This is a genomic window from Nostoc sp. PCC 9305 (assembly GCF_963920915.1).
GTDB lineage: Bacteria > Cyanobacteriota > Cyanobacteriia > Cyanobacteriales > Nostocaceae > Nostoc.
In genome coordinates, this window is record NZ_CAWUDN010000021.1 from 53,916 (window position 1) to 75,916 (window position 22,001).

16 protein-coding genes and 2 pseudogenes are annotated in these 22,001 nt (G+C 41.8%); 11 read left to right on the plus strand and 7 right to left on the minus strand.

All coding sequences use genetic code 11. The annotated features are described in order from the left end of the window. Positions 1 to 382: 382 nt before the first annotated feature. Entirely contained in the window at positions 383 to 1,084 is a 702-nt protein-coding gene (locus tag ACM0OX_RS10305; RefSeq protein WP_414514788.1) for an acyltransferase, read from the minus strand. A gap of 231 nt (positions 1,085 to 1,315) precedes the next feature. Between ACM0OX_RS10305 and ACM0OX_RS10310 the strand changes: the two genes are divergently transcribed. Next, the gene (locus ACM0OX_RS10310) at positions 1,316 to 1,600 is read left to right on the plus strand and encodes a hypothetical protein (RefSeq protein WP_414514789.1); all 285 of its coding nucleotides are present in this window, start codon (positions 1,316 to 1,318) and stop codon (positions 1,598 to 1,600) included. A gap of 142 nt (positions 1,601 to 1,742) precedes the next feature. Here ACM0OX_RS10310 and ACM0OX_RS10315 read toward each other — a convergent pair whose 3' ends face one another. Further along, positions 1,743 to 1,871 carry a hypothetical protein gene (locus tag ACM0OX_RS10315; protein ID WP_256091202.1) on the minus strand — a complete coding sequence of 43 codons (129 nt, stop codon included), beginning with the start codon at positions 1,869 to 1,871 and terminating at the stop codon, positions 1,743 to 1,745. A gap of 136 nt (positions 1,872 to 2,007) precedes the next feature. Then, positions 2,008 to 2,136, minus strand: coding sequence for a hypothetical protein (locus ACM0OX_RS10320; protein WP_414514790.1), 129 nt, complete (start codon positions 2,134 to 2,136; stop codon positions 2,008 to 2,010). A gap of 468 nt (positions 2,137 to 2,604) precedes the next feature. On the opposite strand from ACM0OX_RS10320, the gene ACM0OX_RS10325 reads away from it, so the two are divergent. Next, entirely contained in the window at positions 2,605 to 2,928 is a 324-nt protein-coding gene (locus tag ACM0OX_RS10325) for a hypothetical protein (RefSeq protein WP_335195981.1), read from the plus strand. Between the two features lie 628 nt (positions 2,929 to 3,556). Beyond that, complete coding sequence (gene glgP / locus ACM0OX_RS10330; RefSeq protein ID WP_414514791.1) at positions 3,557 to 6,121, plus strand: alpha-glucan family phosphorylase; 2,565 nt, start codon at positions 3,557 to 3,559, stop codon at positions 6,119 to 6,121. A 69-nt stretch (positions 6,122 to 6,190) separates the two neighbouring features. Here glgP and ACM0OX_RS10335 read toward each other — a convergent pair whose 3' ends face one another. After that, positions 6,191 to 6,658, minus strand: a complete 468-nt coding sequence (locus tag ACM0OX_RS10335; protein WP_414514792.1) for a DUF29 domain-containing protein — start codon at positions 6,656 to 6,658, stop codon at positions 6,191 to 6,193. A 37-nt stretch (positions 6,659 to 6,695) separates the two neighbouring features. Next, positions 6,696 to 7,436, minus strand: coding sequence for a DUF429 domain-containing protein (locus tag ACM0OX_RS10340; RefSeq protein WP_414514793.1), 741 nt, complete (start codon positions 7,434 to 7,436; stop codon positions 6,696 to 6,698). Positions 7,437 to 7,587: 151 nt separating this feature from the next. Between ACM0OX_RS10340 and ACM0OX_RS10345 the strand changes: the two genes are divergently transcribed. From ACM0OX_RS10345 to ACM0OX_RS10355, 3 genes are all read left to right on the plus strand, one after another. Then, complete coding sequence (locus ACM0OX_RS10345) at positions 7,588 to 8,847, plus strand: glycosyltransferase family 4 protein (RefSeq protein ID WP_414514794.1); 1,260 nt, start codon at positions 7,588 to 7,590, stop codon at positions 8,845 to 8,847. A 270-nt stretch (positions 8,848 to 9,117) separates the two neighbouring features. Next, complete coding sequence (locus ACM0OX_RS10350) at positions 9,118 to 9,984, plus strand: calcium-binding protein (protein ID WP_414514795.1); 867 nt, start codon at positions 9,118 to 9,120, stop codon at positions 9,982 to 9,984. Between the two features lie 21 nt (positions 9,985 to 10,005). Then, complete coding sequence (locus ACM0OX_RS10355; RefSeq protein WP_414514796.1) at positions 10,006 to 10,173, plus strand: hypothetical protein; 168 nt, start codon at positions 10,006 to 10,008, stop codon at positions 10,171 to 10,173. Here the strand turns inward: ACM0OX_RS10355 and ACM0OX_RS10360 are convergent. Continuing rightward, positions 10,163 to 11,743, minus strand: a complete 1,581-nt coding sequence (locus tag ACM0OX_RS10360; RefSeq protein WP_414514797.1) for a B12-binding domain-containing radical SAM protein — start codon at positions 11,741 to 11,743, stop codon at positions 10,163 to 10,165. The two genes, ACM0OX_RS10355 and ACM0OX_RS10360, sit on opposite strands and share 11 nt — an antisense overlap. 868 nt (positions 11,744 to 12,611) lie before the next feature. Between ACM0OX_RS10360 and trpS the strand changes: the two genes are divergently transcribed. The 3 genes and pseudogenes from trpS to ACM0OX_RS10375 all read left to right on the plus strand — a co-directional run bounded on the left by trpS (position 12,612) and on the right by ACM0OX_RS10375 (position 15,675). Beyond that, a complete protein-coding gene (gene trpS, locus ACM0OX_RS10365; RefSeq protein WP_335230822.1) occupies positions 12,612 to 13,622 on the plus strand; it encodes a tryptophan--tRNA ligase in 1,011 nt (336 codons plus the stop codon). Positions 13,623 to 13,680: 58 nt separating this feature from the next. After that, on the plus strand, positions 13,681 to 14,610 hold the full coding sequence (locus ACM0OX_RS10370; protein WP_414514798.1) for a methylenetetrahydrofolate reductase: 930 nt from the start codon (positions 13,681 to 13,683) through the stop codon (positions 14,608 to 14,610). A gap of 126 nt (positions 14,611 to 14,736) precedes the next feature. Continuing rightward, positions 14,737 to 15,675, plus strand: a pseudogene (locus ACM0OX_RS10375) (Rpn family recombination-promoting nuclease/putative transposase). Between the two features lie 179 nt (positions 15,676 to 15,854). Here ACM0OX_RS10375 and ACM0OX_RS10380 read toward each other — a convergent pair. Continuing rightward, positions 15,855 to 16,100 carry a hypothetical protein gene (locus ACM0OX_RS10380; RefSeq protein WP_414514799.1) on the minus strand — a complete coding sequence of 82 codons (246 nt, stop codon included), beginning with the start codon at positions 16,098 to 16,100 and terminating at the stop codon, positions 15,855 to 15,857. 196 nt (positions 16,101 to 16,296) lie between these two features. Here ACM0OX_RS10380 and ACM0OX_RS10385 point away from each other — a divergent pair. Together ACM0OX_RS10385 and ACM0OX_RS10390 are read left to right on the plus strand one after the other, a co-directional pair. After that, a pseudogene (locus ACM0OX_RS10385) lies at positions 16,297 to 16,623 on the plus strand (IS5 family transposase); the annotation flags it as partial. A gap of 138 nt (positions 16,624 to 16,761) precedes the next feature. Further along, positions 16,762 to 21,996 carry an eCIS core domain-containing protein gene (locus ACM0OX_RS10390; RefSeq protein WP_414514800.1) on the plus strand — a complete coding sequence of 1,745 codons (5,235 nt, stop codon included), beginning with the start codon at positions 16,762 to 16,764 and terminating at the stop codon, positions 21,994 to 21,996. The last annotated feature ends 5 nt before the right edge of the window (positions 21,997 to 22,001 follow it).

The window sequence follows — 22,001 nt, forward strand, 5'->3', positions numbered from 1 at the left end:
TGCAGAAAAGATAGCTACTTTATATTACCCAAATCTCGTCCCTTTTTTAGAGGACTCTGGGGACTCAAGACTAGCAATGTCTACCCTATGGTTATGATAGATGTACAAGATGTCAGTTGTCTGACTTGTAGATGCCCTTAAGAAAAATAACTCAGAGGCGTTTACCCTTGTGACGTTGACTGATGGCAAAGGTTTCCCAAAAAAGACAACAGGTTACAGGGGATAGTTATTATTCCCCATACCCTTCAGGAGTGCTGTTAGCGGATAGCTAAAGTTCAACCCTTGCTGAGTTATTTCTCCTCTGCTCCCCTGCTCCCCTGCTCCCCTGCTCCCCTGCTCCTCTCTCTGCTCCCCTGCCCCTCTGCCCCTTATACCTCATGCCCTATTTCTCAACTTGAAGCTTTGCTATATCTTTGCCAATTCGGTTTTTGATTACTCGTGCAGGTATGCCAACAGCAACGGAAAAAGGAGGAATATCTCGATTAACAACTGCTCCTGCACCAATAACACTGCCTTTGCCGATAGTAACGCCATCTAATACTGTTACTCCATGTCCTAGCCAACAATCATCCTCAATCACAATTCCCTTGCGAGTAACACCTTGGTATTTAATTAGCTCCATCGGATCGGCAAAATTATGATTATTGGCATATATCCCTGAATGGGCAGCAATCAAGCAGTGTTTACCAATTTTAATGTCTCCTGGCCCCTCAATAGACACGTTGGGAGCAATGAAGGTGTCTTCATCAATATGTATACACGTATCTTCTAAAGACCCAATATCAACGTTACGCTCAATTGCGACTCTATTTCCTAGATGAATTCTATTATTTTTGTGTCCTCTCGCATCTATTCGCACACCCTTGAAAATATAGACTCCTGCGCCGATCTCAATACAAGAAGTACCGTTAAATTCAACACCATTTTGAATATACACGGGGCTATCTATCTGGCTAAAAATACTACGATATCCTAAATTACGCAACTTTGGGCCGAGAAGAAGTGTTGGAATATCTCCTAACAGTGTAGTTACTAAAAGTTCTTGCACGCGCTGCAATTTGGAAAAATATTGCTCGTTCTGCATGGCTACATATCTCTTTAATCAGTTTTTGTTGACAGTGTTTCAAGTTGTTTTGGCTGTATCCTAATCTTTTGCCAATACCAATAGGCTCCGTGTGTATTAATACATGAGCTAGCAGTATCACCAAAATTTTCCAAGATTTTTAGATGGTTTTCCAATATTTGAAAAACCAGAGTCTGGCTTTGACTATGCAAGCAATTCTTGAGGTTAGGTGTGTAGAATTACTCAAGTATTATGCACAATTACGTTAAGTCGCTAGCAGATTTTGTACTATATGCACGTAAAACTTTGGCTTATTTTTCACAAAATCAATTAACAAAAAAATTTTCAGTGCATTGCCGAGTCAAAACTCAGACTTTTAAATTGTCTGATAGAAAATTTGCTGATTTAGATAGACTACTGTTTTGGTTCTCTGGCAAATTTGAAAAGCTTGCTACCGCTAACAGCACTCCTAAAGTAAATAGGGATAGTGTTGTTTGTCTTGAAGCTATTTGCTCTCAAGCGGTTTTAGTCTTTTGAAACAACTCAGTTTCGCAAGCTATTTGGCAACAAAAAATACATTTAACTAGACTATATTCAAAGTTTAGATAAAATTTCTGCCTAGCATGACAATGTAATTATTGTTGGATTTCTATGGGTATTTGTGCCCAAAAAAATCCAATTAGGGTGGATTATCTCCCACATCAGCCATCACATTGAAGTTAACCATCGGTGCAAACAAGTAAGCGCTTCCCCGACTGCTATGACGGCTTTCTTGCAACGAATTTCTAGAGTATGCTGCTCCAATCATGTTGCACACGGATGATTTACAGACTAGCCAATTCACGTTTGTAATGACATGAATGGTTTTTAATAACAATTGTTTTTAACGATAACACATTTTATTTTTAGTGGAACACTCTCATTAAATAAGTTGATTTCTATATTTATTGTTGATGATAATGCTGGAAATAAGTTAACTTTTTTACTAGAGCGATGCCTACGGTGGTAACAGAGCGGCTGGTGAGCATCTCGGCTTCGCTCGATGGAGCCGGAGTCGAACCATGTCGAACCACTTGCCTACGGCACGCTGTGCGAACGTGGAGTCTTGTAGAAAAGTGCGGGCAAAGCCTACGCTACTCTCAAATATTTTTATACACTTAGATAACATCCATTAAGGAGAGAGATTTAAAAATGCTGTAAGTAGTTATTGGCATTTTGGCCTATATTTCTATCGATTACTATTTTATAATTTGGGGTTCAACTCATAATGATATCTACTATACTTGTGACACCCTTTTCCTTAAAAAGCCAAAGTAGCTGAAAATTTTCCTCTTTACTATTACTTGTATCTAAAAGTATCTAAAAATTTATAAATCACCCATTCGGGTGAGCCAAGCGGGTGATGCGTGCTTGGTACTACTCATTATAAATTTTATTAAAAGAAAGCTAAAAGTAGCTTAGTTTCGAGGATAAATCTACAAAAAAACATCTAATTTCCCAAATTGAGGTATCGGTTTTAACTCACATACTTGGTTCAAATTATGGCTTTAATTAAAGAAATCGTACAAGAAGCTCTAACTATCGGCTATCTGAGTGTTGTAGCCGAAGATCAACTGCGATCGCAGCTTCAAGGTAATTATGACTCAGAAGACCTAGATGCCTGGATCATTTTACAGCGAGCGATTGCAGCCGGTGATGTTAAACAAGAGTCGCGCCGAAAAAAAGCTTCCCCATCTCCTAAAGCCAAGGACACTTCATCAAGTATCAAACTAGCTTATCAAATGGCAGCGGAACTTGCTTATGCAGCAGCTGTAGCTCTGACAATGACAAAAAATACTAAAGATCAGCCTTCACTAGGTGCATAAAATAACACCTTTATAAGTTATTTCCCTGGTTTAGTGCAAATATTTCATACCAAGTAGTTAGCGTAGGCTAGCAAAAATCGCAGGCATCGCTTTTCCTGGTTAATTGCTTGGTAGGGTTTTCATCCGATTAATTATTTATGGGGTTTCCTTGCTGCCTCCTGGCTTGAGAGTGCTGAGTAAAAATCACAGTCTTTAGAATATTTTCATGTTTGGCTTTTGAAACTCGTTTTATCGCGACTGCCTTCTTTGATAGCGCAATTTTATTAAAAAATAATTAAAAAATTTCACTTTACTGGACACAGCTATGGAGAATTTTCACCCTCAGCCAAGAATCTCGAATTGATCCCCGGAAGCAATACTAAAATAAATATAAATTATTTATTCAAAACTAAATTTTTTTAAGTGATACATACCAGTCAATGATTAAATTTTAATATACCAAGTACATGGCTCAGAGTCAGGCATAGAATTAGAAACACCTTGGTGTAAACTTTAGCAACGAGGTTAAAAATAATTCTCAATGCTTAACAAAGTCATCGCTTTTTCACAAACTACTGTATAAAGAATTGGCAACATTGGTAAAGAGAGTAAACAATAACCATAGCTAAACTTGGAGTTTTGCCAACCTATGCAGCCAATTCGCACATTTAATGTATCTCCTTCACTACCGCCGCGACTCGAACCACTACGGCGGCTGGCATATAACTTGCACTGGGATTGGAACGTTGAAAGTAAAGACTTGTTCCGTCGTTTAGACTCTGACCTGTGGGAGTCTAGCCATCATAACCCGGTGTTAATGCTGGGTACGATCTCTCAATCGCGGCTTCTGGAAGTTGTCGAAGATGAAGGCTTTTTAGCGCAAATGGATCGAGCTGACCGTCAGTTAGACGATTATTTGCAAGAGCGCACCTGGTATCAGAAACAACGGGAGCAGAAACCCAAAGAATGCTACGCCTATTTTTCGGCGGAATTTGGACTTGTAGATTGTTTGCCCGTTTATTCTGGAGGCTTGGGCGTTCTGGCGGGGGATCACCTCAAATCTGCCAGTGACTTGGGTTTACCGCTTGTAGGTGTAGGTTTGCTGTATCAGCAAGGGTACTTTGCCCAGTATCTCAATGCTGATGGCTGGCAGCAAGAACGCTACCTGCTCAACGATTTCTATAATATGCCCTTGCATCTAGAGCGCAATGCCGATGGTTCTGAACTGCGGATTGCGGTAGATTATCCAGGACGCAAGGTATATGCCAGAGTTTGGCGCGTACAGGTAGGAACAGTACCTCTGTATCTGCTGGACACTAACATTGAACCGAACAATACTTACGACCACGACATCACAGACCAGCTGTACGGTGGCGACATTGATATGCGTATCCACCAGGAAATCATGCTGGGGATCGGTGGCGTGCAAATGCTCAAAGCTTTGGGGCTAAAAGTTACCGCTTACCACATGAATGAAGGCCATGCTGCCTTCTCTGCCCTAGAACGCATCCGCTTGCTGATTCAGGAAGAGGGACTGAATTATGTCCAAGCTAGACAGGTGGTTGCTTCCAGCAATATCTTTACCACCCATACGCCAGTACCAGCAGGGATTGACTTGTTCGCTCCTGAGAAAATGCTGCACTACTTGGGATATTACGCAGAGATATTTGGGTTGCCCAAAGAGCAATTTTTAGGACTGGGGCGCGAGAATACAGGCGATTTATCTGGGCCTTTCAGTATGGCGGTGCTGGCACTGAAAATGGCAACATTTTCTAACGGTGTCGCACAACTGCATGGTGTGGTGTCGCGGCAAATGTTCCAAGGCTTGTGGCAGAAGGTGCCAGTGGAGGAAGTGCCGATCGCCGCAATTACCAACGGTGTCCATGCTCGGAGTTGTGTGGCTAAATCGACTCAAGAATTGTACGATCGCTACCTCGGCCCAAATTGGTCATCAGCACCACCAGATAGCCCATTATGGGAGCGGATGGACGCCATACCGGATGAGGAATTGTGGCGCAATCACGAACGCTGTCGCTTAGATATGATTTTGTATGTGCGGGAGCATTTAGTTAAGCATTTGACCGATCGCGGCGCTTCCGCTTCCGAAATTGTCCAAGCCCAAGAAGTTTTAGATCCTTACGCTTTCACCATCGGCTTTGCCCGTCGCTTTGCCACCTACAAACGCGCCACCCTCTGGATGCGTGATTTGGATCGCATTAAGCGGCTTCTGCTGGCTAACAAAGACCGAAAAGTGCAATTTGTAATTGCTGGTAAGGCACATCCCAAGGATATCCCCGGTAAAGAACTGATCCGCGAGATCAATCACTTTATCCGCGAACAGCATTTAGAAAAACAGGTAGTGTTTGTTCCGAATTACGACATTCACATCTCCCGGTTGATGGTTGCGGGTTGCGATATCTGGTTAAATACACCGCGTCGTCCACGGGAAGCCTCTGGTACAAGTGGTATGAAAGCCGCTATGAATGGATTGCCGAATTTAAGCGTACTAGATGGCTGGTGGGATGAAGCTGATTACGTCCGCACAGGCTGGGCGATTGGACATGGAGAAAATTACGACGATCCCAACTACCAAGATGAAGTAGAAGCAAATGCTCTCTATGAATTGTTAGAGAAGGAAGTTGTACCGCTATTTTATGAACATCGGGATACTGATGGTTTGCCCCGTCCGTGGGTTGCCAAAATGAAGGATGCAATTCGGTTGAATTGTCCGTTCTTTAATACAGCGCGGATGGTAGGAGAATATGCACAAAGGGCTTATTTCCCGGCTAGCGATCGCTATCATACCCTGACTGTTGATAACTATGGCCCAGCGAAAGAACTAGCTGCTTGGAAAGAAAAACTGAGCGAACACTGGTTCAATATCAGAATCAAAGATGTTGATGTATCGGCAGCTTCAGACATTGAGGTTAACCAAACCGTTGCTGTCAAAGCTAAGGTTGACTTAGCAACTTTGACCAATGATGATGTGCAGGTGGAGTTATATCAAGGTGCGATCGATGCCAATGGTGAGATTGTCAACGCTGTAACAGTGGTGATGGATTACCAAGGGCAAGATGGACAGCAATTGAGCATTTACACGGGTAATATCACCTATACCGCTTCTGGTTTACAAGGCTTGTCTTTGCGTGTATTGCCGAAAAATCCACACCTGGCTAATCCTTATGAACCAAGGTTGATTGCTTGGGCAGAATAAGAGTGCTGATTAATTTTTGAATAATCAAGATTAGGCGTTGCTGATTTAAGTTTAGCAACGCCTTTTGTTTTACACGTTTTCAGGTAGATAATTAATGTCTAATAGCTGTTCTAAGGTATAAATACAATACTGAGGTAAACTAGATACTTTACCCTCAGTTTTTTCAATTACATACCCTAAAGCATCATCATAAATTGATGCTAATTCATTGTCTAAGTATTGATATAATTTCGTTGTTAAGTGACGTTTTAATTGATTCCTAAAGCTTCTAATTTCTGCTTTCCAATGTCCAGAATTATATTGAGTTTCTTCTGTCCAATATTGCAGCAGCAAAAGATGTCTAATAATTTGTTCTAATAAACTAGCAACCTTGGCTTTGTCTCTACGACCCAAATTTTCTAGCTCCTCAATTAAGTTTTCTAAATCTAATTCTTCTAAATGGTTAGCTTTCAAGAGTTTGATTGTTTCCTCTAACCAGAGATGATCGTCAATTTCATAAAGCTCTTTTAAACTCAAGTTAGAACTAACTCCTTGCATAAAACCTCTTTGAGTTAAATCTTACGATATTACAATTTTAGGCTAATATTCTTTGGGGGATGATAATGTAGCCAGTAGTGCGATCGCCTAATACGAGATTACGTTGTTCTCCCCAATACCACCAATATGCGGCAACATAGGCGCAAATTAAGCTATCTAGTTTATCTTCGGTTGCTTTGAGAGCTGCGCCTGTGGTGGGGATTTTTGGAATAAACGAACCGCAGAGGCGCAGAGAACGCAGAGGAGGAGAGAAGGAGGGGAGGATATCAAGAAGATAATTTTGGAGTTTGATTAGTTCTAGGCGGCGTTCATTGAGGCGTCCTTTTTTGTATTTGAGGATGCGTTCTAAGTTGAATAGGTTAACAATTGCTGGGTGGGGAAAGACTTCTATTTGATATCTGCTAAGTTTTTGCGGTTCAATGGTGGGGGCGTGGGCAAAGCCACGTGATTCTAATTCTAAGCCAAAGTTGATGGTGCGCTCTGCAAAGGGTAGGTTTTGATTAGCTGGGTAGCATCCCGCATGATATTTACCAAAGTGCTTGTGGCTAAGTTTGTCGGGTAGGCGACTCCCGTTAGTGTTGGGTATGAGGGTAGGTGCATCTACGGCGATGATGGCTGGTTCGTCTGGTTGGACGCTTTGATCGATCCAGATAAGGATATCTGCAATGGCATCTTTGCGGTCTAGATCGAGTAATTGCAGTTGTCCATCTACCCATTCTAAACAGCATAGTCCACTTGGTTGCGATCGCCAGCCTAAATCAATGCCAATAAATTTCATGGTAATAACACGAATTTGCGATTATTTTCGCATTTTCGAGCAACCATTTACCTAAATTTACTTGCTAAAAATTATGATAAATAATCTTATAATCTTAAGCAGCTTGTCTTAATTTATTTTATCTGGCAATAAGTTAATCAAGATTATTCCAATGAAAGTTTTATTTTTACATCCCAATTTCCCCTCACAATTCCGTAACCTAGTGACAGTTTTAGGTAAAGATCCTAATTGCCAAGTCGTCTTTGGGACAAATCGTCGGGAAGGGGAAATACCTGGCGTTTTTAAAGCTATTTATACTCCTTCTCGTGAAGCGGCGCCTCAAACTCACCACTATGTTCGCAACCTGGAAAATGCTGTTCTCACCGCGCAGGCTGTCTATCGCGTGGCAGAAAAATTAAAATCCGAGGGTTTCTTTCCAGATATAGTTTATGGCCATTCTGGTTGGGGGCCGACTTTATTTATGAAAGATGTTTTTCCCAAAGCAGAATTATTGTGTTATTTCGAGTGGTTTTATCACGCTCACGGTTCCGATGCAGATTTTGATCCTAACGATCCGTTGAATGCTGATGATGAATGCCGCATCCGCGTGAAAAATGCACCGATTTTAACTGATTTATATAGCTGCGATCGCGGTCTTTCTCCAACTAATTGGCAGCGTCAGCAGTTTCCCAAAGAATATCATAGCAAACTCACTGTCATTCATGATGGTGTTGATACTAATTATTTTGTCCCCAAACCAGGCGCAAAGTTAGTTTTACCAAGAATAAATCTGGATCTTTCTCATGTGGAAGAGTTGGTAACTTATGTAGGACGAGGAATGGAACCTTATAGAGGTTTTCCGCAGTTTATGGAAACGGTAGCGCTAATTCAGCAGCGACGACCTAAGTGCCACGTGGTAGTTGTCGGAGAAGATCGAGTTGCTTATGGTAAAAATCTCCCCGATGGTCAGACTTATAAACAATTAATGCTAGAAAAATTATCTTTGGATTTATCGAGGCTGCACTTTACAGATAGGCTTCCTTACAATGAGTATCTTCAGGTTTTGCAAGCTTCTTCTGCCCATGTTTATTTAACCCGTCCTTTTGTATTATCTTGGTCAATGTTAGAAGTAATGGCAGCAGGATGTTTACTAATAGCTTCTAAGACTTCGCCAGTCTTGGAGGTCGTACAGGATGGGGTGAATGGACTGCTGGTAGATTTCTTTTCTCCCCAGAAGATTGCTAATCGGGTTGAAGAGGCGCTGAATAATCCTCAAGAGATGAAAGCAATTCGTGCGAATGCGCGAGAGACTATTTTGAAGCGTTATGATTTGGCGAAACTGTTACCACAGCATTTGCAATGGATGTTCGCTGGTAAAACTTCTGATAGTTTAAAAAAGCGTCCAAGTTCTAAAGGATTTGGCAAAAATTAGTCATTGGTAATTGGTCATTAGTCATTAGTCATTAGCCATTAGTCACTTGCATAAATATTTTTTGCCTCAAGCGAAGGTGCAAATAAAAACCTGAAAAGAAAGACTTTTGCAAGAAGTATATTAATCATTAGTTATTGATCGAGAGCAAACGACAAATGACCAATATAACTCTTGGAGAGGCTGCGCCCGAAGCGTAGCTATGCCGCAGGCTTTACGACTACGCTCAGTACAAATGACAAATGACAAATAAATACAAAATTGATATGTAAAATGCGAATTATTTTTACCATTGCCCATTTTTTCAAACCTAGCAATGAGGGTCGTCATGCTTCCCAACGCAAAGACCCGCAACCCCGTTTGGAGGCGTTAACTAAAAGTATTACCGCTTTACATCAATTATTTGGCAAATCTCAAAGTATTATCAACATTGCTCAACGACTAGCTTTTCCTGCTAATCAGCCGCAGTCTCACGAACTAGATATTGTTATTTGTACAACTCAAGATAATCATCTTCTGAATCAGCTTCCCTTACCATCCCATTTATATAGGCATCATTCCACTAATGCAGAACCTCTACTTTTGGGGTTTGAGTGTCAAGCTGTTCTGCAAAGTTGTCTCGATCAGTATGATTATTACTGCTTTCTTGAAGATGACTTAATTATTCACGATCCTTCGTTTTTTATCAAATTAAACTGGTTTACCCAACAAACGGGTGATTTAAATTTGCTTCAGCCAAATCGTTATGAAGTATCTTCTCACGGTTTGGTTCACAAAGCTTATATTGATGGGGATTTGGCTTTGCGAGTAACTGCTCCTTTTCAAAATGTGCAGGAGCAACAGGAACTCAATGGTGCAATTATGAATGCACCAATTAACTTTCGTCGTGCCCTCAATCCTCACGCGGGCTGCTACTTTTTAAATGCAAATCAAATGGTTTACTGGGCTAATCAAACCTATTTTATTGACCGAGATGTTAGTTTTGTTGGCCCTTTAGAAAGTGCTGCCACTTTAGGAATTATGAAGACATTCAAAATTTACAAAACCTCACCAGAGCAAGCAAGCTTTTTAGAAATTCAGCACTTTGGAACTGGATTTTTGGGGCTAATTGGGGGACAGGTGGGTTTGGCTGAAAGGTAAATCGAATTTAAGAGTTTGGCTTTGGTGAGCAAAATTAATGCGATCGCTATTTCTATTTATAAAAATACATTAGCGATCGCTCAACAATCAGCTAATACTAATTCAATTAAAAGACGCGATGAATCGCGTCTCTACAAATGGTCTATTTGTCGTATTCTTTTTTCAAATTGGTATAATCTTAAATTGTGACTAATGGTTTTTCAACAGGGGGAGATGTGGTTAGCGGATCAAATCCTAACTGCTCAGTAATGCGCTCTCTGGCTAAAAGGCGGTATTCCCAAAAATGCTCGCCAGCAGCGCATAAACCCAAATACATATTCACAAATTGCGGCTTGGTGCGGAGAATAGCCCAAAGCTGTTGCCAAAATTGACCGCGAATTTCTTGCCGTTGCCAGCCTTGTCGCCAGAGCAAGTTTGCAAGTAGTCGCAGTCCTTTGCCAGGAGGAAAATACATCGTCTGCTGTAGTTGGGGATTAGGTGTAATCTTGAGGCATTGTTCAAAACAACGTCGGAGATAGTTTTTGGGTTCGTACATTCTCCAAATTGCCTCTAAATATTCTCTAGCAACTTCAGCTATCGGCCGGGTAGGAACAAAATTCATTAAGGAATTCTGATCCCCCACCTCCGTACCTCCAAATCCTTCTAATAATCGCTCCTCTTTTTTTAGTCTTTCCCAGAGGGCAGTATTGGGAATAGCTTGCAGTATACCTAGCATCGGTTGAGGAATGCTGGTTTCTTCAATAAAAGCTTGAATTCGCTCCCCAGCGCCAGCCTTTTCTCCATCAAAACCAATGATAAATCCTGCATAGATTAACAATCCGGCTTGATTTATGGTACGACAGGCTTCTAATAGAGGATTGCGGGTATTTTGAAACTTACGAGTGACTTGCAGGCTGTTTTGATCTGGTGTTTCAATACCCAAAAAGACTGCGTAGAAACCAGCTTTAGCCATTAGTTCTAATAGCTCAGTATCTTCTGCTAGGTTGACGGAAGCTTCTGTCAGGAAAGTGAAGGGATAATTACGTTCCTGCATCCACGGAATTAACTCTTGTAAAAGACGTTTTACATTGCGTTTATTGCCAATGAAGTTATCATCCACAACGAACAGAGAGCCGCGCCAGCCTAAATCATAAAGAGTTTGGAGTTCTGCTAAAGTTTGACTAGGTTCTTTAGTGCGTGGTTTGCGACCGTATAGATTGATGATGTCACAGAATTCGCATTCAAAAGGACAACCGCGAGAAAACTGGATTGCCATCATTAAGTAATCATCTCGCTTGAGTAAATCAAAACGAGGGATGGGGCTTTGGGTTACATCTGGTTTTTCAAGAGCACGGAAGGTTCCTTGTTCTTCACCTTTAGCGATCGCATCTAAAAATTGCGGAACTGTAATCTCTCCTTCATCTAAAATCAAATAGTTAGCTCCTGCTTTTTCGGCAGGTTCTGGCACTGAGGTTGGATAAGGGCCACCTACAGCAACTTTTTTCCCCAGTTGTGCTGCTTTGTGAATTTGAGCGAGAAAGTCTTCTTTCTGTGCAAGCATGGCAGAAAGAATCACGATGTCGCACCATTGCCAATCTTCATCCGTTTCTTGATTAACATTGCGATCGTAAAACCGAACTTCCCAGTCTGTTGGTAGCATAGCGGCAACAGTCAGAATCCCTAGCGGTGGAATAAATGCCTTAAGTCCCGCTATCTTCATGAATTCGTCGTAAGACCAAAACGTTTTAGGAAAGCGGGGGTAAAGTAAGAGTACTTTCATTGCTGTAGTCCTCTAATTAAATTTTGGTTGAAAAATTTTTTACTTTTGACAAATCCGGGTTTTGGATGGTCATTGCAGAGGTGATGCTATGATCCCACTACTTTTATTCTTGCTCTATCTATTTTTAGATAGAGATTTGCATCGGCAAAGATAATGTTGTAGTCAGTTAGCAGGATTACCGCCGTTGTCATAAAATATAATGGCGGATTTGTGCAACGAAAAATTGCCAGACCAATTGTCTGCTAGTAAATCCAGAAATAATTGAGCATTTTTATAGGTCAGAGTAGTAAAGCTTTCATCAGCAGACTCTCCTGAGTGAAAAAATTAACTCATAATGTTGAGATTACTGCTACTTTCTCTGAAAAGAATTTAAATTTTGTCTATTTTTGTAAATCAAAAGTACATAAACTGCTTTGATGAAGAGCAAAAGCTTTAATTACGGTGTTTTGCAGTTTAGTATTTCTATTGTCGTGTTATGTAAATGCAACCTTTTGCAATGCGATTGTATTGACTGACAATGCGATTGCATCGACTAACAATGCCATTGCGTCGACTGACAATGCGATTGTATCGACTGACAATGCGATTGTATCGACTAACAATGCCATTGCATCGACTTTTTATTTACAATGGACTACAAAGCTTTACAATGCCCACTCTACAAGCTGTCGAAAGTACACTAAGTTGTTGTTTTCCTTTGTGAAGAGTTTCTATAGCAATCGGAGTTGAGTTAAAATCTCTCATTCCACAACGGCGAGTTGACCTGGAAAATGTCAAAATTAAATGAGTTTTGCGTAGGCGCAAGCAACTTGTCGCCAGACATCGCCACTTGACATAGCGCGGATTTGAGATAACTAAGTTGGAATTTATGGGCAAGCAACGTGTTCTTTCTGGAGTTCAACCAACCGGCAATTACCATCTAGGTAACTACTTGGGAGCCATTCGCAACTGGGTAGAAGGTCAGAGCGAATACGAAAATTACCTTTTTGTGGCTGATTTGCACGCGATTACAGTGCCGCACGACCCAAAACAGTTGGCAGCTGATACCTACACTCTTGCTGCTCTTTATCTAGCTTGTGGTCTTGATTTAAATCACTCCACCATCTTTGTACAATCCCACGTTTCGGCTCACAGCGAACTCACTTGGTTGCTCAACTGCATTACACCTCTAAACTGGCTGCAAGATATGATCCAGTTCAAAGAAAAGGCTGTTAAACAGGGAGAAAATGTGAGTGCAGGCTTATTAGATTACCCTGTGCTGATGGCAGCGGATATTTTGCTTTACCAAGCGGATAAAGTGCCAGTGGGTGAAGACCAAAAGCAACATTTGGAATTGACACGGGATATTGCAGCTCGGTTAAATCACCAATTTGGTAAACCAGATCAACCAGTTTTGAAGTTACCAGACCCTTTGATTCGCAAGGAAGGGGCAAGAGTGATGAGTTTAGCGGACGGTACACGCAAAATGTCGAAGTCCGATCCTTCAGAGTTAAGCCGAATCAGTCTGCTAGATTCACCGGAACAGATTCAATATAAAATTAAGCGTTGTAAAACCGATCCGATTCGTGGGCTGACTTTTGACGATCCAGCGCGTCCAGAGTGTAATAATTTGTTAACGCTGTATACATTGCTTGCTGGGAAGAAAAAGGAAGATGTGGCAGTTGAGTGTCAGGATATGGGCTGGGGACAGTTCAAGCCATTGTTAACAGACACAATTATTGAATCCCTAAAACCAATTCAAGAAAAATATCACTCGATAACGGCGGATAAAAGCTATTTGGAGTCTGTGTTGCGGGATGGAGGGGAAAAAGCTAGAGCGATCGCAAATCAAACTTTATCACAGGTAAAAGCTGCTTTAGGCTACTCTCTACCTCTATAAGTTTTCCCCTTTAGGTGTGATTTGTTATACCATTTAAGAAATTGAAAAGCTTAATGTTATGCATCACACCCACAGCCCCACAGCCTTTAATGACTTTCGCAGAGCTGTACAAGCAGGTGAATTTCTAGTTACCGCCGAGGTAGCGCCGCCGAAGGGGGGAGATCCAGCGCACATGATTCAAATGGCGGCGACTCTTAAGGGGAGAGTTCATGCCGTCAATGTAACTGATGGTAGCCGCGCCGTGTTAAGGATGTCTTCGTTAATGGCGTCGGTGATTTTATCACAAAATGGTATAGAGCCGATTTGTCAAATTGCTTGCCGCGATCGCAACCGCATCGGTTTACAAGCTGATTTGATGGGCGCTCATGCTTTAGGTATCCGCAATATTTTAGCTTTGACTGGCGACCCAGTAAAAGCAGGCGATCATCCAGATGCCAAAGCAGTGTTTGACTTAGAAGCTGTGCGACTGCTGCAACTGATTCGGAAGATGAATCAAGGTGTTGATTGTAATGAAAAACCCTTGACTGATGGAGCCTTAGATTTATTTGTTGGTGCAGCAGTAGATCCGCAATGTAAAAGTTGGTCGGGTTTACAAAGTCGATTTGAACGCAAAATCGAAGCTGGAGCGCAGTTTTTTCAAAGTCAGTTGATTACCGATTTTGAGCGGCTAGAAAAGTTTATGGATACCATTGCTGCTGGTTATAAAAAACCGATTTTGGCAGGAATCTTTCTGTTGAAATCGGCAAAAAATGCCCAGTTTATTAATAGATGTGTTCCGGGTGTGGATATTCCCCAACATATTATTGATCGATTGGCAAAAGCCAAAGACCCTTTTGAGGAAGGGATAAAAATTGCTGCCGAGCAAGTGCAAATAGCGCGGCAATTGTGTCAAGGAGTTCACATGATGGCAGTGAAGCGTGAAGATGCGATCGCGCCAATTTTAGATTTGGCTGGGATTGCTCCAGTGAATCAGTTGGTATCTATGTAAATTAGAGAATGGAATCTTTTATTAAAGCAGATGGTTATTCCTATCTGCTTTTTTATGTTGAAACAGACGCGATTACACTATTTTTGATAGACTTTCAATATTCAATGCTCCCTTGACTAAATCTCGGTGCAAACTGACAAAATATTTTATAGCTTATTGCAAGCTTTTCCTAGCATATTTTTTGCCATAATTGGCGACACGACTGCCAACGTCAACGCATATCAATTTGTTTCAGTCGAGCTAAAAGAAACTGCTTTTAGGATTGATGGGGTATTTATCCCTACAAGTGAAACCACAAACCAACCACTTTACTTTGTTGAAGTTCAGTTTCAATTAGACGCAAATTTTTATAGACGCTTCTTTGGCGAAATCTTTCTTTACTTACGTCAAAACGAATCAGTCAATTTTTGGGGTGCTGTGGTTATCTATCCTCAAAGGAGTTTAGATCCAAGCCAATACTGCTCGGTTAAGCATTTTTAAATTGGAATTGGGTTTGGGGAAAAGGTTAAAGGGTAAAGGTTAAAGGTTTTTTCTTTCCCCTTTCCCCTTCCCCTTTTCCCCTTAACCGACAAGTATTGAGATCCAAGCGATCGGCTACCATATCAATTGCTGCTAGAGAGTTCACAAGTGCAACGCATTTATCTAGATGAATTAGATACGAGGGAGAACTCACTTCAAGTTGCGATCGTTAAATTAATTATCGAAAGAGAAGAGACAGCCGTTGACAAAGGTAGAGAATTAATTTTACAAGCAAGGCAACAACTGGCAGATGAATCTACCACCAAGCAAATTGTAGAATTAATAGAGACTATTCTGTTGTACAAATTTACCCGGTTAAGCCGAGAGGAGTTAGCAGAAATGTTGGGTATAGACGACGAATTCAAAAAAAACCGGATGTATCAATCAATCAAGGAAGACGGATTAGAAGAAGGTCGCCAAGAAGGTCGCCAGGAAGCTAAGTTAGAAGCTATTCCCCGATTGTTGGCATTGGGATTAAGTGTAGAACAAGTGGCGGTAGCTCTCGATTTAACGGTGGCGCAAGTACAGCAAGCAGCCCAAAATTAGTCTATCTGATAGTGGGCAATGCTTGCCTCTAATTTAATCAGCAAGTGTAACGCCGATAGCGTTCGCGCAGCGTCTCGTAGAGAGCGTCATAGCCTGTTTTAGACATCGCCTCTTTTTGTTTTAGCTAAACCAGAAGCGATGTCTATGACGGACTTACGCTTATGAACTTAAAACCTGGGTTACATCTTACCCTGTTGCAGCACTTGTTGTAGATGTTGGCGAATCTCTTGTGCGTGTTCAATATCAGATTGCCGCAATTTCTGGAACAACTCTACACAAGGTTGAGAACCTACTTGTTCTGCATCTTTGATGTAAGTATCGTAAGCTTTAACAGCTTCAGCCTTGTTGTGCAAAACGGTGACAAAATCATACTCCAAGTCGCTAATCGCTGTTTGAGATTGTCCGTTACCTGTATTTGTAACCATTGCTTGAACCTCTTTTCAGATTTCTAATTAACGTTATACTCACCCTTAAAGAGCGATTCATCTTCCAAAAAGAGTATATTTCAATACGTCGGAAGTACCTTGCAAAAATAATTTCCTGATACAGCCTTAGGGCGTGTCATCAATTAGGTAAACTGAAATCAGAACTGTTGAAAAAGAATAAAAACTCTTAAAAACGATGACGCGCCGATACGCACTACGAGATGACCAGTGGGAGAGAATCAAAAACCTGCTACCTGGACGAGAGGGCTATGTGGGAGCCACGGCTAAAGATAATCGATTGTTTGTCGAAGCAGTGTTATATCGTTACCGAGCAGGCATTCCTTGGCGTGACTTACCAGCAAGATTTGGAGATTTTCGTGTGATTCACACACGCTTCAGTCGATGGTCAAAAACAGGCGTATGGGAGCAGGTGTTTCAGCACTTGGCAAATGATGCCGACAATGAATATGTGATGATTGACTCAACGATTGTCCGCGCCCATCAGCATAGTGCGGGTGCAAAAGGGGGGAGCCATCTACTGATTAATTATTTCTAATTGATTAACATTCTAAAATTATCTTGATAATTGCAATTTTGGGTAAATGATAATCAAAACTAATCACCTAGACAAATTGAATCGTCAATAGTTGCAATAAAACCGATGAAATCCCTCAAAAGTCCCTCATCCAGCTTTTCTAATTCCCAAGCATCAGAACAAACTCCTCAATTAGCCCATAGAGCATTTGGCGGTCAAACTCAAAAAGCTTCATTCTCTACGCCCGTGACACAAACGGACGTAGAGAATGAAGCTTTTGCAGAAGAAAAGATGGAAGCAGCTGGATTGGAATTACAAGCCAAGCATCGGACGATTACGCCAGAGGGACAAGAACGGCTGACTGTATTGCAAGCCAAGATGGATCGATCTTTGAATTCTCGACTGGAAAAAGCAACTCGATTTGGTCATAACTTTGCCAATATTCCAGTCAGAAGACCAGATACACCAACACCAATTCAAGCAAAACTGACGATTGGGGAGCCTGGAGATCGTTACGAGCAAGAAGCTGACCAAACAGCACGTCAGGTAATGCAAAGAATTCATCAGCCACTGAGTGGGAAACTTCAGCGAGAAGAATTACCTGATGATGAAGATGAATTGCAAACGAAACCAGAGGGCAGTATTCAGCGCGAGGAACTGCTAGAGGAAGAAGTACAAATGAAATCTTGGGGAGAGACTCCCTCGCTGCAACGGGAGGAAATACCAGAGGAAGAATTGCAAATGAAGTCGCTTGGTACTTCATCCCAGATAGTGAATGAGGTAAAATCCCCAAGCAAACCACTTGGACATGACATTAGTCGAATATCCCTGCGGCGTCCACAAACAAAACTGACAGTTAACCAGCCTGGAGATATTTATGAACAGGAGGCTGATAACGTCGCTCAGTTGGTGATGCAGAGGATGAGCGAACCAGTGCAGTCTATCCAACGGGAGGCATTACCAGAGGAAGAAGACCAATTACAAATGAACTCCTTGGCGGATTCTATTACTCCTTTGGTGCAGCGTCAGGGTGGAGGAAGAACAGCAGCAACATCTCAGCTAGAAACTTCAATCCAACAAGCACGTGGCAATGGGCAGCCGCTTGCAGATGATATTAAGCACCCAATGGAACAAGCGTTTGGGGCTGATTTCGGTAGCGTCCGAGTTCATACCGATGCTCAATCTAATCGCCTAAATGAATCTATACAAGCTCGTGCTTTTACCACAGGACAAGATGTGTTCTTCCGTCAGGGCGAATATTCTCCTGGAAGTGATGCAGGCAAAGAATTACTGGCCCATGAGTTGACGCACGTTGTCCAGCAAAATGGCAGTGCAGTGCAGCCGAAATCTCTTTATGTAGCACCAAAAGAAAATAAACTTCAGACAAAAGTGCCGACAACCTCTGCGGGGTATGGGCTAGCTATCCAACTGCGAGAGAATTTCCCAAAACCAAGTGACGAAGATAACCAAAAAAATTTAGAATCCAAAACTGATACGGAAAACGGCCAACAACAAAATCAGGCTACGACAGAAAAGTATCAAGCTAGCCCCACACCACCAGATGATGGCGGGAACGCGGCAACAGATCCACCCCCGACAAAAAAGGTTGGTGCAGCAGTAACTCAGAAACAGGTTGAGGTTGGGGGAAATCAACCAAAAGAGCTTGAGTCAAAAGATACCAAAGTTAATACAGAAAAGGTCGATTCTCAACAGCAAGCTCAAAGCAAAGGAGCAGATTTACCTGGAGGAAACGCAGGGAAAGCGATCGCCGGATTACCAGGAACAAATGTAGCCATTACAGCAGATGATGGTAAAAAAGCTCCCACTTCTCCTGAAGATGACCCAGCATTTCAAGCGGTAGTCGGCACAACAAAAGAGGTTGCAGGACTTGAGAAAAAACACCCACCTGCTAATAGCAAAGCCCAAGAAGCCCAAGCGGCAGCCCAACCCCCAGGTAATGAAGTAGACAGCAAAGCGCAAGCCAATCAAGTTGGGGAGATGCAACAAGCCCCAACACCAGGATTTGACGCTGCCGCCTTCAAAGCCAAATTGATGGAGCGCATTGCTGATATGGCTCCCAAGAACTTGGAAGAGGCGGACAACTTTAAAAATAACAATAAACTGGACTCTGTTAAAGGCGATTTGAGTGGTCAGGTTAAAGAAGAACAGAAAAGCTCTCAGGGTCAACTAGAAGAGAAAACTAAAGAAAAACCTGATGCCAGTGGGATTGAGGCTAAACAAGTAACACCACTGCCCAAGAATGAGCCAGGGACACCGCCAACAGGCGTTGATGCAGATAAAGCCGCACCCAAATCTAAGGGACAAGGTGAAGTCGAAGCACCACTGCAAGATGACAGTAAAAAACTTGACCAGCAGATGAAAGAAGCGGATATTACCGAGGAGCAATTGGCAAACTCCAATGAACCGGAGTTTCAAGGGGCACTCGCAGCCAAGAAAGACGCTCAAACTAATGCACAAGAAGCGCCGCCACAATATCGCCAGCAAGAGCAAGGGATACTCGCAACCGCTCAAGCTACGGCAGAAGCTACAGCCCAGCAGCATTTGCAAGCAATGCACGGTATCCGTACCCAAAACCTGGGTCAGGTAGGGGAGCAGCAGATTGGAGCCAAGAGCAAGGATGAGCAAGCACGGGCAAAAGTTGCTGGTGATATTAATAAGATTTATGACAAGACCAAAGGTAAAGTTGAGAAAACCCTTGGTGAACTAGACGGGCAAGTTATACAAGCCTTTGATGCTGGTGCTGCTGACGCCAAAAAAGCCTTCGAGAATTACGTTGGCAAGCGGATGGACGATTATAAGAGCGATCGCTACAGTGGCATTTTGGGGCCAGGAAAATGGTTAATAGACAAATTGTTTGGTATGCCCTCAGAGATAAACGCTTTCTATCAAGAGGGACGGCAGCTTTACATTAATCAGATGGATGGTGTAATTAACAATGTCGTCGCCATTATTAGTAAAGGACTGACCCAAGCCAAAGCAGAAATTGCTAGTGGTAAGCAGGAGATTCAGGATTATGTTAACCAACTACCGCAAGACTTAAAAGGAGTTGGTCAACAAGCTGCCGCAGACATTGACAGCAAATTTGAAGAATTGCAACAAACTGTTGACGATAAGCAAGATGAGCTAATTGACACCCTAGCCCAGAAATATCAAGAGAATTTGGAAGCTGTTGATGCCCGCATTGAAGAGATGAAGGCAGCAAATAAAGGTTTTATTCAAAAAGCTTTCGACTTCATCGTGGGAGTCATCAAGACGATAATTGAATTGACCAAAATGCTTTTGCAAGTGCTAGCGCGAGTTGCGGGCGTAGTTGGGCAAATCCTCAAAGACCCGATTGGTTTCTTGACTAATTTGATCCAGGCGGTGAAACAAGGCTTCCTTAACTTCATGAATAATATCGGGAAGCACCTCCAGCAAGGATTAATTGGCTGGCTGACTGGCACAATGGCAGAAACTGGTATTCAAATGCCAGAAAACTTCGACCTCAAAGGGATCTTTAGCCTAGCAATGCAGCTTTTGGGCTTCACCTATGAAGCAATTCGCGCCCAAGCTGTGAAACGATTGGGTGAAGAAAAGGTCAGCCGATTGGAACAAACTGTTGATGTATTTCAAGTCTTAGCCAGTCAGGGAGTGGCTGGGATTTGGGAGTTTGTCCAAGAGAAGATGGGCGACCTCAATGCCTTGGTGATCGAACCCATCAAGAATTTTATTATTGAAAAAGTGATTACAGCCGGGATTGAGTGGATTCTCAGCCTGTTGACCCCAGCTTCAGCATTTATCAAAGCTGCTAAGGCGATTTATGAAATTGTCAAATTCTTTATTGAACGTGCCCAGCAGATTGCCGATTTAATTAATGCGATACTGGATGCGATTGGTGCGATCGCTAGTGGTGCGATCGATCAAGCAATCAAAGGTGTTGAAAATGCCCTTGCTAAATCTTTACCTGTAGTTATCAGTTTCCTAGCAAGTCTTTTGGGCTTGGATGGCATTGCCGGCAAGATTCAAGGAATATTCAAGAAGCTGCGTAAACCGATGGAAAAAGCAGTTGATTGGGTAATTGATAAAGGTGCAAAGGCGTTTAAGAAAATTGGCAACAAGGTTAAGAATAGTAAGTTGGGTAAGAAGGCTGGAAAACTGAAAGATTCGGCGAAGGAGAAATATAAAGCCGGTAAGCAGTGGGTTGAGGATAAGAAGGAAGCTGGTCATAAATGGGTTGAGAAGAAGAAAAAATCAGTTAAGGATAAGTTTGACAAGTTTAGCAATAAAGTCAAAGATAAGTTTGGGTTTGGTAAAGATAAACAGAAAGGGAAGAAAGATCAGAATAGTAAAGACAATACATCACAAGATCAACGAACTCATGAGGTAAAAAAGAAGGATTTAGAAGCAGCTCGAAAAAAATTACAGGGAATTATTGCCAAATCTGAGAGTACAAAACAAGTCGAACAACATTTTCCTGCTATTCAAAAAGATTTTGGACTTAAGAAGCTTGAGTGGGAAAAACTAGGCACGCCCTCGGCTAGCGTAATCATGGAAGTTAATCCCAAAGCAATCATTGATCTCTCTGGCTCCGATCTAATACTTAACGAAGGAGATACAACACATAGTAACAAATTTAAGCAAGAGGTTACTTTTGAAACAGGTAATATTGATAGCAAATACTTGGTTGGAAAAAAGATGGAAGCTACCAAGCTAGGGCCAAATCATCCACAAGGAAGTCCTCCACTTGGGGGCGCACTAAATCTGCTAATGAAGAAGTTACAAACTAATCCTCGTTCAGGTAATCACGAAAAATATATAAAAGGACACTTGCTAAATGATAACCTTGGTGGCCCAGGAAGCGCACAAAATCTTTATCCTATAACTGCTGATGCAAACAGTAAACATGTACGACAAGTTGAAAGTATAGTTAAGAATTGGGTTAATATTCAGGGCTATTGGGTTTATTACAAAGTTGAAGTTGCTAATGAGAAGGTGGACCTGGCAAATGGAGTCATTAATGCTGATTTAGTTTGTGAAGCAGCTCAACTTGATGTTGATGGGAAAAAATCCTTTAAAGGTGCTATAAAAACAACTATTCATTCGGAATTAGGAGAGAAGAGAAGGGATACAAAAAATGAAATTAATAAGGATGAATTTAGTGATAAAGGCGGAATAAAAGACCCATTATTTGATCCTACCAAAGTAGAAGTTTCATCTGCTAAAAAACGGAAACGTGGTGAGATGGAAGAAGAAGTAGAGCCATCATCTTCTACTGATAGTAAAAACTTAGAAGCTTCATCTACTAAGAAACAGAAACTTAGTGAGATTGAAGAAGAACTAGAACTGTCAGGTAAAAAATAGAAATA